This is a genomic window from Sphingomonas sp. M1A8_2b, assembly GCF_053345535.1.
On sequence record NZ_JBKFAH010000001.1, the window covers coordinates 662355 to 678329 of the forward strand.

Here is a 15975-nt window from a genome sequence, read left to right on the forward strand (position 1 = left end):
ACTGAAAAGGAAGTGTATCCACTGCAGATTTCGTGACGGATCAAGGCAGGCGACGACACAATTCGTTTTGGTTGTCGTGCATCAATTTCAGAAAACGCTCGTCGACCTGATACGCAGTATCAATAAGAAGCATGTGTCACGTTCTCGGACCGGCTCGCTAGTCGACCAACATGATGGATGAACTTGATTTTAGATCTTTGCCGGTAGCGCGGCCAACGCCGATGCCTTAGGTAAAAATCCAGGTGCAGTGCAGACCCTCGACGTCGCCAAGGCGGCCGCGAGCCCGGCTTCCGGACTGGTATCGCGCTAGCCTGGTCCGACCGCCGCCAGTGCCTGTTGAAAGTTTCGTCCAAGATGCCGCATCCGATCCCGAGGCCAGTCTTACCGGTCGCACTCTCGCTGGTACTCGCAGCGTGCGCGGGCGGGCCCCCCGCATCCCCGGTCGGCACCGCGCCGCACTTCGTAGCCGAGCGCTTCTTTGCAGGCCGCCTCGACGGGGTCGGCACGCTCAAGATCGTGCTGCACGCGCCGACCACGACGCACGTGACCAGCATCGGTCGTGTCGGCGCCGACGGGGTACTGCTGCTCGATCAGCATATCGAACAGCAGGGCAAGCCCGCGCGCGATCGGCAGTGGCGGATCCGGCCGCTCGGCAACGGCCGGTATACGGGCACGCTGACCGATGCCTCGGGTCCGGTGACGGGGGAGGTCGAGGGCAATCGGCTGCATCTCGGCTTCCCGATGAAGGGCGGCATGCGCGTCGATCAGTGGCTGACGCTGTCGGCGGATGCACAAGTGGCGCAGAACCATCTGATCGTCCGCAAGCTGGGCATCACCGTCGCGACGCTCGAGGAAACCATCAGGAAAATATCATGAGCCTGCACCACGAACGCCATCTGGTCTCGCGGACCGGCTGGTTGCGCGCGGCGGTGCTCGGCGCGAACGACGGCATCGTCTCGACCGCGAGCCTAATTGCGGGCGTCGCGGCGTCGGGCGCGACCACCGGCGCGGTGCTGGTCGCGGGGTCGGCGGCGATGGTCGCAGGCGCGATGTCGATGGCCGCGGGCGAGTATGTCTCGGTCAGTTCGCAGGCGGACAGCGAAGCCGCCGACCTCGCGCGCGAACATGCCGAACTCGCCGGCGACTGGGCGCACGAGCATGACGAACTCGCGCAGATCTACGTCGCGCGCGGGCTCGAGCCGACGCTCGCGCACCAGGTCGCCGAGCAGCTGATGGCGCACGACGCGATTGGCGCACATGCCCGCGACGAACTCGGCATTTCCGAAATCGTCATGGCGCGCCCGGTCCAGGCGGCGTTCGCGTCGGCGGTGAGTTTCGTCACCGGCGCGGTCGTGCCGCTCGCGGTCGCTGCACTCGCACCGGCGCCGCAGCGGCTGGTCGTGGTGATCGGCGCGACGCTGGTCTGTCTCGCGATCCTCGGCGTGGTCGGCGCTAGGGCAGGGGGCGCCCAGCCGTTGCGCCCGGCGGTCCGAGTCCTGCTCTGGGGTGCGGCGGCGATGGCGGCGACCGCCGGGATCGGGCATCTTGTCGGCACCGCGGTATGAGCGCCATACCCTGCACCGAGGCCCGCCACCGGAGACCGTGATGAAAGCCCAGACGATGCGCCGCGTGCGCCGGTATCATTTCTACCTGGGGATGTTCTTCGCGCCTGGGATCCTGCTGTTCGCGCTGAGCGGTGCGTTGCAGACCTTCCGGTTGCAGGAGGCCAAGGGCTATGGCGGGACGCCGCCCGGCTGGATCGTCTGGATGGCGAGCGTTCACAAGGACCAGTCGCTGCCGCGCGAGAAGCAGGAGGCGCCACGGGCAGCCAAGTCATCGGCCATGCCCGCCAAGCCGTCGCGCGGTGGCGAAGATCGTCCGTTCGCGCGGATTTCGCCGCTGCCGCTGAAGATCTTCGTCGCGGTCATGGCAGTCGGCCTGTTGCTCTCCGCGCTGCTCGGTATCGTCGTCGCGCTTACCAGCCGCACGATGCGGCGTACCGCGGTGTATCTGCTCGCGGCCGGCACGATCCTCCCGCTGCTGCTGTTGCTCGTCTGAACGTCGGTATCCGGATTTCCGCGTTGGGCCCTGACGCATGAAACGTACAAGATGATCGACCGGCGCCTTCGAAGGCTCGCATTTAAGCAAGTATAAACAACACTCTGTCATCGAAGCGCGGTGACATCGGGTCGGCTATCTTTTGCGTTTTTGATCGCGGGCGGCGTGTGCTCGCTCGCGGCGCATGCCTATCTGCCGACGAACATATCGCGGGCTGCGAAGACGGCCATAGCGCCGGGTGTCGGCCGTACCGACCCGTGGGCCGCGACCGCGGATCTGCTGTTCAAGGTCGCGGCGCGAGACGATGGGATCCCCGACGCCGGCCTGCCGCGATCGGTCGCGCAGGACGGCGAGGGGTTCGTCTGGATCGCGACCGATGCCGGGCTGGCGCGGTGGGACGGGACCGGGTTCAAGACGTACTCGACCGATCCGTCACTGGGGGCCGGCGCGTTGCCCGAGCCGATGGTCAATCTGGTTTTCACGGACGCCGTGGGCCGGTTGTGGCTGGGGATGAGCGCGGAGGGCCTGCTGCGCTACGACCCGGCGACCGACGGCTTTCACCGCCCGCCGGGTCGGACCGCGCTCGACCACGCGCATGTCCAGTCGATCGACGACGACGGCGCGGGGGGACTCTGGGTCGGCAGCGATATCGGACTGGTGCATCTGCGGGGCGGCGATCACGTGGTCGACAGGGCCCGGAGCGGGGCGGCAAGCGGACTACCGGCAGGGAATGTCCAGGCGGTTCGTCGCGATCGAGCCGGCGTGCTGTGGGTCGCGAGCGGAACCAGGCTTTTCCGCCGGAACAAGGACGCCGCGCAGTTTGAGCCGGTGGCATTGACGGCCCCCGATATGGCATCCGATTTGGACGGGGTGATCACCGCGCTGCACGACGACGATCGCGGCGGGATGTGGGTCGCGACCAGTAAATCGGGGTTCTACGTCGTCGATCGCACGCGGGCCGTGCACCACCTGCCGATCGAGGTCGGCGGCAAAATCCCGACGCTGAGTACGATCATCGAGGCGGGCGGCGGAAAGCTGTGGGCCGCCTCGCGCGCCGGCATCTGGATCATCGATCCGGCCGTCCGCCGCGTCCGCCGCATCGCGCACGATCCGCTGCTTTCCAGCAGCCTGCCCGAAGACGGGCTCAACGCGCTCGCGCGCGATCGCGCCGGGTTGATCTGGGCGGTCGGCGATGCGTCGATCGCCTATGTCGATCCGGCACCACGGCGCGTGTTGGGAATCGTCGGTGCGCTCCGCTCCGCTCCCACCCAGTCGCCCGACGCGGCATGGTCGGTCGGTGCGGCCCCGGACGGCTCGATCTGGTACGGAAGCTCGGACATGCCGGCCGCGCGATTGATCCCCGGCAAGGACGGTGCGCGGGCACATATCGAGCGACTGCCGGGTGCCCGGCGCGATGTTCGGGCGTTCGCCTTTCCCCCGATGGGCGGAACGGCCTTTGCCGCAAGCGGCGACGGGTTGTTCGCCGTGTCGATGACCGGACAAACGGCGCGCCGGCTGTCGGCGAAGTCCTTCCACCGACTGCTGCTGGACGGCACGACCTTGTATGCGGGAGGAAACGGCGTCGCGGTGCTCGACGTGCGGCGCCCGGGGGCGCCGGTGCCGGCTCGCTGGTCCGCGTCGCTGACCGATCCCCGCGTGCGATCGATGGCGTTCACGACCGACCGTTCATTGTGGGTCGGGACTGCGAGCGGACTGAACCGGATCGACGCAGCGACCGGTGCCGTCACGCGGATCCGCCCGCAGCCGGGAACCGCGATCGGGCTCAAGGCGAATTACGTCAGCACCTTGCTCGGCGACCGACAGGGGCGTTTGTGGGCCGGGACGGTCGGCGGCGGCATCACCATCTTCGCGCGGCGCGCGGGTTTCCAGCAGGGTGGCGGGCACTGGCGCGCGGTCCGCCATATCGGTCGCGCCGAAGGCCTGCCCCACGACACCGTCGACAAGCTGCTGCTCGGATCGGACGGCGCGATCTGGGTCAGTACCGATGGGGGAATCGCCCGGATCGACCCCGTGCACCTGACGGTCACGGCGTTGCGGGCGTCGGATGGGGTCGCGTTCATCGCCAACTGGACGGGCGCAGGCGACATACTACCCGATGGCCGGCTGCTGTTCGCCGGCTTTGGCGGCCTGACGCTGATCGATCCGCGCGCACCGGTGAGAAACCCGGGATCGGCGGCCTTGCGGTTCACTGCCGTCACCAGCGGTGGCAAGCCTTTCGTCCCGTCGTCCAGCGCAGACTTGCTCACCATCCCCGCGGACCAGCGCAATCTCACCGCGGAATTCGCCAGGCTCGACTTCGCCGGGAGTCGCGATCAGGCCTATGCCTACCGCCTGTTTCCGTTGGAAAGCGAATGGACGCGCGTCGATGCCGCACATCGCATCGCGCGCTACACCAATCTTCCCCCCGGCCGGTCGACGCTGGTGGTGCGCGCGCTCGCATCGACCGCGGGTCCAGGGCTGCGTGCGGTTGGCGCACCGCTCTCGCTCGAACTCGATGTCGAACGCCGCTGGTATGAAACGACCCTGTTTCGCGCGACGGCGATCCTTGGCACCGTGTTGGCGATCGTGCTGCTATATCATTTGCGGACGCGGACCACGCGCAGACGGCAGAAGATCCTCGAACGCCTGGTCAGGGATCGCACCGCGGAACTGCTCGTCAGCCAGTCCGAACTCGAGAAGCTCGCCTATTCCGATACGCTGACGGGGCTCGGGAACCGGCGGCTGTACGGCGAGGTGCTGGCGCGGCATCTGCACGACGCACGGCAGCGGCCGTTCGCGCTGCTGCTGATCGATCTCGATCGGTTCAAGCACGTCAACGACGACCTTGGACACGATGTCGGCGATGCGCTGCTGGTCGAGGTGGCCGATCGCCTGACCGCGTTGATCCGCGAGCGCGACAGCATCTTCCGTCTCGGCGGCGACGAATTCGCGATCGTTTTGACCGGGATCGCCTGCGAGCAATCGATCGGCGACGTCTGTCGCCGTATCTACACGTCTTTCACGCGGCCGGTGGCAATCCACGAGCATAAACTGCAAGTCGCGCTGAGCATAGGCGTGGTGATCGGTCGCGATGAGATGCAGTCGACCGAAGAGATCTACAAGCTGGCCGATGTCGCGTTGTACGATGCCAAGCGGGCCGGACGTGGCACGTGGCGGATGTCGCCCGTGCATCCGCGGGCGTCTGCCGGATGACGGTGAGCACCAACGCGGCTTCAATGTTGATCGATGCCGTTCGTGGAAAGGGGGAAGGCGAACCTTCCCCCGAACTCGTTCAGCCTTCGTTGCTGAGCGTCTTCTTGGCGGCGTCGAGCGCGGCCTTGCCGGTCTTGCGCGCCGTCTTCACCGCGGAGTCCGCAGCCTTTTCGACGGTCGAACCCGCCTTGCGGCCGAGGCCGATCGACTTCGCCATCGCGCGGCGTGCTTCCGAATAGGTTGCTGCGACCATTGGATAGTCGGGCTTCAGGTTGAAGCGCTCGCGATACTGCTCGGGCGTCAGACCATGCGTCGAAAGGTGACGGCGCAGCGTCTTGTACTTCTTGCCGTCGAGCATCGAGATGATGTGATCGGGCGACGCGAGCGACTTGCGCGCGGACACGGCGGGCTCTGCGGTCACAGCGGGCGCGGCCTCGGGCTCGGCATCACCGGCATCGACGAGCTTGGCGACGGCGGCATGCATAGCGAGCAGAAACGCCGGCACGTCGTCCGCTGCGGTCCGGGTGTTGGGATTGGCGAGCCATGCTGCGGTCAGTTCGGCGGCGAGTTCGACGGTGTTGAGTGTATCGGTCACGAGATATCCTTGAAGTCGTAATGGCCCCTGTGCGGCGCGCCTACAATGTTCGTCTATAAATTGGCAATCCTTACAATGTTTGAATGTTGGATAAAGTTTCGATCAGCCCGATCGATCGCTAATCGTCCTCAGTTCGGACGGTCGACCGATGAATGGCTCGGATCATCGAAAAATGACCTCCGCTGCAAGATGAAAAATCTATCATGCAGTGTTCAAGTCGAACGCCGTCATGCCGAAGGCCATAAATTCTGTTATGCAGAATGCGGCGATGCCGTTGCGGAAAATTTCGCCGTATCGCCGGTTCGTCATATTCTGTTGCTCAAAACCGCGGCGCACTTATGGTGTCGTGGCAATTAAGGCGAGGGTCACTGACGCATATGGTTTCGAAAAAGACGGTTCTTGCCGGTGTCGCCGCAACAGCGTTTCTGTCGGCCGCGCCGGGTTGGGCGCAAGGTCCCGCAGCCCGTGCCCTTCCCGCTGCAAAGCCGGCGCCGGTCGCGGAGCTCGTCAAGGCAGTCGATATTCCGTACCAGCAGTTCACGTTGAAGAACGGCCTGCGCGTCGTCGTCAATACCGATCGCAAGGCGCCCGTCGTGGCGGTGTCGGTCTGGTATAATGTCGGGTCGAAGTTCGAGCCCAAGGGCAAGACCGGCTTCGCGCATCTGTTCGAGCATCTGATGTTCAACGGCTCCGAGAACGCACCGGGCGATTTCTTCGAACCGCTGAAGCAGGTCGGCGCGACCGACTTCAACGGCACCACCTATTTCGATCGCACCAATTATTTCGAGACGGTGCCGACCGCGGCGCTCGACCGCGCGCTGTTCCTCGAATCCGACCGGATGGGCTATCTGACCGGCGCGATCACGCAGGGCGTGCTCGACGAGCAGCGCGGCGTCGTCCAGAACGAAAAGCGCCAGGGCGACAACCAGCCCTATGGCCTGACCCAGTACAAGATCACCGAGGGGCTGTTCCCGTCGACGCATCCGTATGGCCACACGACGATCGGCTCGATGGCGGATCTTGACGCGGCGTCGCTGCAGACCGTGAAGGACTGGTTCAAGGATCATTACGGCCCGAATAACGCGGTGCTGGTGCTCGCCGGCGATGTCGATACGGCGACCGCAAAGCGTCTCGCCGAGAAGTATTTCGGCGGCATCCCCAAGGGCCCCGAGAGCATCGTTCCGCCCGCGCCGATCCCGACCCTGCCTGCGCCGGTCAGCGAGACGATCAAGGACCGGGTCGCCGCGGTGATGATCAGCCGCAACTGGGTGGTGCCCGGGTTGAACGACAAGGACGGCACCGCGCTCGACGTCGCGGCGGGCGTGCTCGGCGGGCTTGCCAGCAGCCGGTTCGATACCGCGCTGGTCAAGAAGGAGAAGCTGGTCACGCGGATCTCGGCGAGCAACAGCAGCTTCAGCCAGCTCGGCATGTTCGAGATCGAGGCGATCGTCCGCGAGGGCGTCGACCCGGCACTCGTGAACAAGCGGATCGACGAGATCCTCGCGGATTTCCTGAAGAACGGTCCGACCGCCGATGAAGTAAACCGGGTCGCAACGACGACGGCGGCGCGGACGATGGAAGGGCTGGAATCGGTCGGCGGGTTCGGCGGCAAGGCGGTGACGCTCGCCGAGGGCGCGCTGTATTCGAACGATCCGGGCTTCTACAAGAAACAGCTGCTGCAGCTGGCGGCCGAAACTCCGGCCAGCGTGCGCGCCGCGGCGGCGAAGTGGCTGTCGCGTCCCGCCTATTCGCTGACCGTCGTGCCCGGCGCGCGCGATGCCTATGCCAATGCGGTGGTCCCGCCCAAGGCCAATGTGGTGCCCGCGCCCGAAACGCCGCCGAAGGGGACGCGCGGACCGTTGCCGGCGGTCGGTACGGTGGCGGGGCTCAGCTTCCCGAAGGTCGAGCGCACGCGTCTGACCAACGGCATCGAACTGGTCTACGCGCAGCGCGACGCGGTGCCGGTGACGCAGGCGGTGTTGAGCTTCGATGCCGGCGTCGCGGCCGACGTGCCGTCCAAGCTTGGTACGCAGAAGCTGACGCTGTCGATGATGGACGAGGGAACGTCGACGCGTAATTCGGTCGCACTCGCCGAGGCCAAGGAGCGGCTCGGCGCCGAGATCGGCTCTGGCGCGTCGAACGACCGGACCTTCCTGTCGTTGCAGGTACCGAGTGCTAACCTCGCGCCAGCGGTCGATCTGTTCGCCGACATCGCGCAGAATCCGGCGTTTGCCGATGCCGAGGTCGCGCGCGTCAAGAACCAGCAGCTTGCGCAGATCGCGCAGGAGCTGACCAGCCCGCAGGGGTTGGCGACGCGCGTCCTGCCAAAGCTGCTTGGGCCGACCTCGCCCTATGCGAAAGCGCAGGGTAGTGGCGATCCGAAGGCGGTCGCGAGCCTGACCCGCGCGGACCTGATCGCGTTCCAGCAGGCATGGCTGCGGCCCGACAAGGCGAAGATCTTCGTCGTCAGCGATCGGCCGCTTGCTGAAGTGAAGGCGGCGCTCGATGCTCGGTTCGGGACGTGGCGGCCGACCGGAACGGCGGGAACCAAGGTCTTTCCGGCCAGCGTCACGCCGTCCGCGCCGAAGATCGTCCTGATCGATCGGCCCGACAGCCCGCAATCGGTGATCATTGCCGGCGTGCCGACCGGGCTGAAGGGCACGCAGGACCTGTTGCCGATCGTGACCGCGAACGATGCGCTCGGCGGCAGCTTCCTTGGCCGCGTCAACATGGATCTGCGCGAGACCAAACATTGGTCGTACGGCGTGTCGGGGCGGTTCCAGCAGTCCGAATATGCCGCGCCGTACATCCTGTCGGCACCGGTGCAGGCGGACCAGACCGGGCCGTCGATCGCCGCGCTGCGCAGCGATATCGGTGCGTTCCTTGGCAAGGAGCCGATGACGCAGGTCGAGTTCGACCGCGCGATCAACGGCGCGATCCGTTCGCTGTCGGGCAATTTCGAGACGTCCGACGCGGTGCTGAGCGCGATGCAGCAGAACGACCTGTTGAAGCGGCCCGACGATTACTACGCGACGATCACGCAGCGCTATCAAGGGCTTAACCTGCCTCAACTCAATACCGCGATCCAGCAGGCGCTCGATCCCAGGAAGACGATCTGGGTCGTGGTAGGCGATGCGAAGACGGTGCGTCCGCAGCTTGACAGCACCGGCCTGCCGGTCGAGGTCATCTCCGCGGCGTCGGTTGCCGGCGCCAATTAATTGCAGAGCCCAGGCGTCCTGGGCGGTGATTCAGGAGAGATACAATGGCGAACGTCGATGGCAGCTGGGATTGCGTGGTCAAGTCGCCGCTGGGCGACCAGAAGATGACGCTGACCGTGAACAGCGCCGGCAGCAGCTTCACCGGTGCGGTATCGGGTGCGATGGGTGGCATGGACGTCACGGGCGATGTCGATGGCGACACGATCACCTGGAAGCAGAGCATGACCGTGCCGATGCCGATGACGCTCGACTGCAAGGCGACCGTCGAGGACGACGTCCTCAAGGGCAGCGTCGCAGCCGGCGCGTTCGGCAGCTTTCCGCTCACCGGTACGCGGACGGCCTGATCGCCTAAAGTATTACGAGAGGAGGCTCGTCTTTCCGTAACGGGGAGGCGGGCCTTTTTCTTTTTCGGTCCGGGAGGGAAGGAAGAAGAAATGATATCGATGCCCCGTCTGCTTACCGCGTGCGCGCTGGCTGCGCTCGCCGTCGCTACGATCGCCCCCGCGACCGCACAGAATTACGACGAACGCCCCGCCAAGATGGCGCCGCGCGACGTCGGCTACGACTATGTGCGCAAAGTCGTCGAGATCCCGATGCGCGACGGGGTGAAGCTGCACACCGTCATCATCGTGCCGAAGGGCGCGAAGGACGCCGGCATCCTGATGACGCGCACGCCCTATGATGCCGACGGCCAGACCAAGGTCGACAGCGGCACCTATGCGGGCATTCTCGAGCACGGCGACGGTGCCGGCGACGTGATCGCGGCGGCGGGCTATATCCGCGTGATCCAGGACGTCCGCGGGATGCACGGGTCGGAGGGCATCTACATGATGAACCCGGCGCGTGCCGGTACGCCGCAGAACCCGACCAAGACCGACGATTCGACCGACACCTACGACACGATCGACTGGCTGGTGAAGCATATCCCCGAGTCCAACGGCCGCGTCGGGATCAGCGGGATCAGCTATGACGGCTTCCTGCCGCTGATGGCGCTGATCAATCCCCATCCCGCGCTGAAAGTCTCGGTGCCGATGAACCCGATGGTCGATGGCTGGCGCGGCGACGACTGGTTCCACAACGGCGCGTTCCGCGAGGGCATGATGCCGTACGTGCTCGGCCAGGAAGCGACCAAGGATGCCGGCACGCCGTGGATCACCGATACCGCCGACGATTACGACTACTATTTGAAGGGCGGTTCCGCGGGTGCGATCGGCAAGGCGCAGGGGCTCGACCAGCTCGGCTTCTGGCGCAAGATCACGCAGCATCCCGCCTATGACTCGTTCTGGTCCACGCAGGCGATGGACACCGTGCTCGCCGGCCAGCCGCTCAAGGTGCCGACGCTGATCGTCGGCGGCCTGTGGGATCAGGAGGACATCTACGGCGCGCCCGCGGTCTATCGGGCACTCGAGCCCAAGGACACCGCCAATGACATGGTCTATCTGTCGATGGGCCCCTGGTATCACGGCCAGGAGGTGCGCGACGGCAGCGCGCTGGGCGCGATCAAATGGGATGCCGACACCGCCAAATGGTGGCGCTGGCATGTTCTCGCGCCGTTCCTCGCGCATTATCTGAAGAGCGACCAGCCGGCGATGGACGTCGCACCGGTGACGATGTTCCAGACCGGGCGCAACGAATGGCAGAAGCTGCAGAGCTGGCCGACCGCGGCGGCCCCGGGCACGCCGCTCTACCTGAAGCCCGGCGGCGCGCTCGGCTTCCAGGCGGCAGCGGGCGCGGCGACCACGGCGGACTATATCTCGGATCCGGCAACGCCGGTCAGCTACCGTGTCCGCCCGACCGTCCCGACCTACGCGACCGGATCGACCTGGAAACAGTGGCTGGTCGACGACCAGCGCGCGGTGTCCGGCCGTCCTGACGTGCTGACCTTCACCACCGATGCGTTGACCACGCCGACGACGATCGCCGGCGTTCCCGAGGTCAACCTGACCGCCTCGACCACGGGCACCGACAGCGATTGGGTGGTCAAGCTGATCGACGTGTATCCGGACGTCTATCCGGCCGACAAGGCGATGGCGGGTTATCAGCTGTCGGTGGCGATGGATATCTTCCGTGGACGCTACCGCGAGGATCTCGCCGTCGCCAAGCCGATCGCCGCCAACGTACCGCTCAAATACAAGTTCGCGCTACCGACCACCAATCACGTGTTCCTGCCGGGGCACAAGATCATGGTGCAGGTGCAGTCGAGCTGGTTCCCGCTCTACGATCGCAACCCGCAGACCTTCGTGCCGAACATCTTCTTCGCCCAGCCGAAGGATTACGTGAAGGCGACGCAGAAGATCACCGTCTCGGGCGCGGACGAGAGTTACATCAGCTTGCCATTGGTGCGCTGATCCGATCGATCTGAATCCTTACATCGTTACGCTTTCGTGCGACGCGATGTAAGGAAATGGCAGCGCTAAATAGATTGAGATTAAGTAACGTAAACTGGTTCTTAGGAGGCTGCGGGTCATGGATCGGCGGTACAACAAACCGGAACGCCGATGAAACGCCTCCCCCTGATCGCGCCGAACCCGCCGCGGCTGAGCGAACATCTCGATGCGTTGCGCCGCGTCGAGGCGTCGGGGGTGTTCAGCAACAACGGTCCGGAGGTCCGCGCATTCGAGACGGGCGTGACCGAACGGCTGTTCGGCGGACACGGTGCGTGTCTGGCGGTCGGCAACGCGACATTGGGCCTGATGCTCGCGATCCGCCACGCGTCGGGAATGCGGACGGGCGGGCTCGACCCGAAACAGGGCACGCTGGCGCTGATGCCCGCGCTGACCTTCGCCGCGACCGCGCAGGCGGCGGCATGGGCGGGGCTGACGCCGCTGGTGTGCGATATCGATCCTGACGACTGGGGCGCCTGCGCGCTGGAGGAAGAGCGCCTGCTCCAGCGCTACGGCGAACGGATCGGCGTCGTCGTGCCCTATGCGACCTTCGGCAACGCGATCGACCTCGACCGGTACGTGCATTTCCAGCGGCGCTACGGCGTCGGCGTGGTGATCGATGCGGCCTCGTCGCTCGGGACGCTCGACGAGGCCGGGCTCGGCTTCGGCGCACGCGCGCCGTTCGCGGTGGTGCATTCGATGCACGCGACCAAGACGTTCGCGGTGGGCGAGGGCGGGCTGATCCATTGTGGCGATGTCGACCTGATCGCGACGCTGCGGTCGATGGGGAATTTCGGGTTCGAGGGCAGCCGCAGCGCGACCCTGCCGGGGATCAATGCCAAGCTGCCCGAGATCACCGCGATCATCGCGCAGGCCAAGCTCGCCGAGATCGATTCGATCGCCGATCATCGCGCCGTGTTGGACGACATCTACCGTACGACGCTGCCCGACTTCCAGTTCCAGGCGGTGTCGGGCCGCCGCCGCGCGATGCAGTTCATGCCGGTGCTGCTGCCCGAACATCTCGCGCACCACCGCGACGCGATCGTCGAAGCGATCGAGGCGGACGGGGTCGGCTGTGGCCGCTATTTCAGCCCGCATCTCGGCGAACAGCCCTGGTTCCAGGCGACCGCGATGATCGAGCCTACCCCGGTCGCCGACAGGATCGCCGGACGGATGCTGTCGCTGCCGATCACCGACGCGATGTCGGTCGAGGACGCACGGCATGCCGCCGAAGCCTTGGCGAACGCCTGCGCGGCGATCGTCCGGCCGCGCGATCGGCGGGCGTCGGTGCGCGGCGCCGGTGGCGCCGTCGCGTCGGTCATCGTGATCGGCGGGGGGCCTGCGGGGACGGCGATGCTGACCGCGGCGACCAAGCGCGGCCTGCTCCCCGATCTCGCTGCATCGGGGCTGATGGTGATCGAGCGCGGCAACGCGATCGGTGGCGGGCGGCTCGGGCGCTATGCGATCACCTCCGATTCGACCGCGCAGACCTTCCTGACCGCGGTCCGCGACAATGTGCACCCGGAGCTCGCACGGCTGGTCGATCATCCCGCCGGTCGGGCGGTCGCGGCACACGAGGGCGCGCTCGGCGTACCGCTGACCGAGGTCGGACCGCTGTTGCGCGCGACCGGCGACCGTCTGACCGATATCGTCCGCGGGCATGGCGGCACGGTTCTGACCGGGCACGAGGCACTGGGCGCGAAACGCGTCGGCGATGGCCTGTGGAGCGTCGAGCTTTGCCGACTGTCCGACGGCCACGTGTTCGAGCAGCTGGCGCGCAACGTCGTCGTCGCGACCGGCGGTCATCAGCCGCTCGAACGGCTTGCCGCGCAGAGCGTCGCCGGCGCGCCGTTGATCGACCTCGCGGCCGGGCGGTTGCTGCAGTCGGACGACGTCCTGACGATCGGTGGCTTCGAGAAGGTCGCCGATTTGCTGACCGGCCGGCGCGCGCCGAAGATCGCGGTGATCGGCGGATCGACCAGTGCGCTGACGACGATCGCGCTGCTGCTGAAAAGCCAGCCCGCGCTGCCGTTCGGCGCAGGCGCGATCACGCTGCTGCACCGCCGGCCGCTGCGCCCCTTCTATCATTCGGTCGAGGCGGCGCATGCCGAGGGCTTCACCGATTTCGGCCCGGACGATATCTGCCCGGTGTCGGGGTTCGTCTACCGGCTGGCGGGATTCCGGCTCGAAGCGCGCGATCTCGTCCTGCGGATGCTCGAGATCGATGGCCGCAAGCCCGATCCACGCGTCGCGCTGCACCGCATCACCGGCGACGACGACGCGGCGGCGCGCGCGCATATCGCAGAGGCGGACCTGGTGATCGCGGCGCTCGGCTATCGCCCGATCGGGTTGCCGGTCGTCGGACAGGACGGGGCGCCGATCGCGTTGGCGGCGAATGACGGCAAGCCGATGGTCGATCGTCATTGCCGGATCGTCGATGCGGACGGCGCGCCGGTCGCCGGGCTCTACGGCCTCGGACTGGCCGCAGGCTTCGTGCCGTGGGGCCCGCTCGGCGGCGAATCGAGCTTCTCGGGGCAGGCGAACGGGCTGTGGCTCTGGCAGAACGATGTCGGTCTGATGATCGTCGAGCAGGTCCTGCCGTCGAAGGCGCTGGCGGCGGCGTGACCGCGTCCGACACCAGCGCCGGTCCGCTCGTGAGTGTGGTCGTGGCCGCGTATAACGGGGCCAAGCTGATCGAGGAAACGCTGGCCAGCGTGCGCGCGCAGACCTTCGCCGATTTCGAGGTGATCGTCGTCGACGATTGTTCGACCGACGATACGCGCGATGTGGTCGCCGCGTGGTCCGACCCGCGCGTTCGGTTGGTGACGTGCACGAAGAACGGTGGCCCGGTGAAAGCGCGCAACCGCGGCTTTTCCGAGGCGCGCGGGCGCTACATCGCCGCACTCGATCAGGACGATATCTGCCGGCCGGACCGCTTTGCGCGACAGGTCGCCTATCTCGAGGCGCATCCCAACACGGTGCTGCTCGGCACGTCCGCCGATATCCTGTGCGAGGGCAAGGTCTTACCGTCGCGCTATTCGCCGACGACCACCCCCGCGCTCGTCGGGTGGCTCACCTGCATCGAGAACCCGCTGGTCTGGTCGTCGACGATGATGCGGACAGCGGTGGCGCGGCAGCTCGACCCGATCACCCGGCCGGAGTTGTTGTTCGCGGAAGATTTCGACCTGTATCAGCGGATTGCGCATTTCGGTGCGATCGCCCGGCTCGATGTGCCGCTGCTGCTGTACCGGGTCCATCCCGGCGGTGCCTCGAAGCGATTCTTCGATACGATGGAGGGCGCGGCGGTCCGCGTGCTGACCGAACGTTATGGTCGGTTGTTCGACGATCGGGCCGAAGCGGTCGCGCGGCTTATGGTCTCGCACAACATGGCCAAGCGACCGGTGGCGGATCGGGCCGCGCTCGCGGCGCTGGGGAGCGCGCTGAGCGTGATCCAGGCCGACTTCCTGGCGACTCACGACTGCGATTCGCACGACATCGGCCTGATCCGCTGGGAAACCGCGCGGCGCTGGGGGGATATCGGTCGCGCGGGGCTGCGCGCCGGGACGATCCGGCTGGCGGATGTTCTTGCGGTCAGGCCCGATCATCTCGGGCTGGGCTATGCGAGCCTGGAGGCGTTGCTGTGGTCGGGACTGATCGGCGGAGCACGGCGTGCGCGCCGCCGCATGGACCAGAGCCGGATGGTCCAGATCGCCGTCTAGATACCGGCCAAGGTGATCAGACCTTGGCGGCGTAGATCATCCGGCCCGGCCCGAGCCGTGCGAACACCTGGTCGAGATCGCGCTCGCCGACCGCGAAGCAACCCTGGCTGCGACCGAGCATGCCGTGGCTCTCGATCATGTCCTTGTTCGCGTACCAGGCCGAGTGCACCACGATCGCGCGATCGAGCGCGTTGTCGTTGGTGGGATCGAGGCCGATCAAACGCTGCGATCGGCCATGCTTGCCGACGTAATAGTCGTCCGTGACGAACGCGCCCTCCGACGAGGCGTTGGAGCCGAAGCGGTTCGAGAAGCGCTCGAGATAGCCGGTATGCGCCGGATCCGAGCCGCTGCCGTGCGCGACCAGCAACGACGTGCTGCGCCCGCTGGCGAGGTCGACGAAGTGGAACCGCGGCTTGCCCGACGGCGCCGCGAAATCGGCGATCGCGATGCGGTCGTGATGCTGGATGCGGCTGCCGTGACGACTGAGCGACGCCATCGCCTGGCGTAGCAGGTCCGGGCGCACGACCTTTGGCGACGTCAGCGCGACCGTGGTGCGCGGCAGCGGCGGCTGCGTCATCGGCTTGAGATCCCGCGCGGTCAGCGCACGGCCCAGATGGGGTGTTGCGGATACGGCGCCCGGCACCACCAGTGCCCCCGCCAAGACCAAACCATTCTTCAGAAGCGCGCGTCGTTCGCGCACAAGACCTTGCTCGTCGTGCATCGATTTTCCCGAAATTGCCCCGTTTCTTGGATGACCATATAGCCGATTTTCGGTGAATATTCTGCAA

Annotated in this window: 12 protein-coding genes; 9 read left to right on the forward strand and 3 right to left on the reverse strand. The window is 66.4% G+C overall.

The window, feature by feature from the left end:
- Positions 1–354: 354 nt before the first annotated feature.
- The 4 genes from ACLBWL_RS03220 to ACLBWL_RS03235 all read left to right on the forward strand — a co-directional run bounded on the left by ACLBWL_RS03220 (position 355) and on the right by ACLBWL_RS03235 (position 5271).
- Positions 355–876: a DUF3833 family protein gene (locus tag ACLBWL_RS03220; RefSeq protein WP_447790178.1), complete on the forward strand. Its 522-nt coding sequence runs from the start codon at positions 355–357 to the stop codon at positions 874–876.
- The gene (locus tag ACLBWL_RS03225) at positions 873–1565 is read left to right on the forward strand and encodes a VIT1/CCC1 transporter family protein (protein WP_447790180.1); all 693 of its coding nucleotides are present in this window, start codon (positions 873–875) and stop codon (positions 1563–1565) included. The genes ACLBWL_RS03220 and ACLBWL_RS03225 overlap by 4 nt, the downstream gene beginning before the upstream one ends.
- 40 nt (positions 1566–1605) lie before the next feature.
- Positions 1606–2058: a hypothetical protein gene (locus ACLBWL_RS03230; protein ID WP_447790181.1), complete on the forward strand. Its 453-nt coding sequence runs from the start codon at positions 1606–1608 to the stop codon at positions 2056–2058.
- 150 nt (positions 2059–2208) lie between these two features.
- Complete coding sequence (locus tag ACLBWL_RS03235; protein ID WP_447790183.1) at positions 2209–5271, forward strand: diguanylate cyclase domain-containing protein; 3063 nt, start codon at positions 2209–2211, stop codon at positions 5269–5271.
- Positions 5272–5350: 79 nt separating this feature from the next.
- On the opposite strand, the gene ACLBWL_RS03240 is transcribed toward ACLBWL_RS03235, so the two are convergent.
- Together ACLBWL_RS03240 and ACLBWL_RS03245 are read right to left on the reverse strand one after the other, a co-directional pair.
- Positions 5351–5866, reverse strand: coding sequence for a MucR family transcriptional regulator (locus ACLBWL_RS03240; protein ID WP_447790185.1), 516 nt, complete (start codon positions 5864–5866; stop codon positions 5351–5353).
- Positions 5867–6067: 201 nt separating this feature from the next.
- Complete coding sequence (locus tag ACLBWL_RS03245) at positions 6068–6202, reverse strand: hypothetical protein (RefSeq protein WP_447790187.1); 135 nt, start codon at positions 6200–6202, stop codon at positions 6068–6070.
- 41 nt (positions 6203–6243) lie between these two features.
- On the opposite strand from ACLBWL_RS03245, the gene ACLBWL_RS03250 reads away from it, so the two are divergent.
- From ACLBWL_RS03250 to ACLBWL_RS03270, 5 genes are all read left to right on the forward strand, one after another.
- Complete coding sequence (locus tag ACLBWL_RS03250) at positions 6244–9084, forward strand: M16 family metallopeptidase (protein ID WP_447790188.1); 2841 nt, start codon at positions 6244–6246, stop codon at positions 9082–9084.
- Between the two features lie 44 nt (positions 9085–9128).
- Positions 9129–9428, forward strand: coding sequence for a hypothetical protein (locus ACLBWL_RS03255; protein WP_447790190.1), 300 nt, complete (start codon positions 9129–9131; stop codon positions 9426–9428).
- Between the two features lie 99 nt (positions 9429–9527).
- A complete protein-coding gene (locus ACLBWL_RS03260) occupies positions 9528–11432 on the forward strand; it encodes a CocE/NonD family hydrolase (RefSeq protein WP_447790192.1) in 1905 nt (634 codons plus the stop codon).
- A 150-nt stretch (positions 11433–11582) separates the two neighbouring features.
- Positions 11583–14093 carry a DegT/DnrJ/EryC1/StrS family aminotransferase gene (locus tag ACLBWL_RS03265; RefSeq protein WP_447790194.1) on the forward strand — a complete coding sequence of 837 codons (2511 nt, stop codon included), beginning with the start codon at positions 11583–11585 and terminating at the stop codon, positions 14091–14093.
- On the forward strand, positions 14090–15187 hold the full coding sequence (locus ACLBWL_RS03270; protein WP_447790196.1) for a glycosyltransferase family 2 protein: 1098 nt from the start codon (positions 14090–14092) through the stop codon (positions 15185–15187). The genes ACLBWL_RS03265 and ACLBWL_RS03270 overlap by 4 nt, the downstream gene beginning before the upstream one ends.
- A 16-nt stretch (positions 15188–15203) precedes the next feature.
- Here ACLBWL_RS03270 and ACLBWL_RS03275 read toward each other — a convergent pair whose 3' ends face one another.
- Positions 15204–15908, reverse strand: a complete 705-nt coding sequence (locus ACLBWL_RS03275; protein ID WP_447790198.1) for a murein L,D-transpeptidase catalytic domain family protein — start codon at positions 15906–15908, stop codon at positions 15204–15206.
- Between the last annotated feature and the right edge of the window lie 67 nt (positions 15909–15975).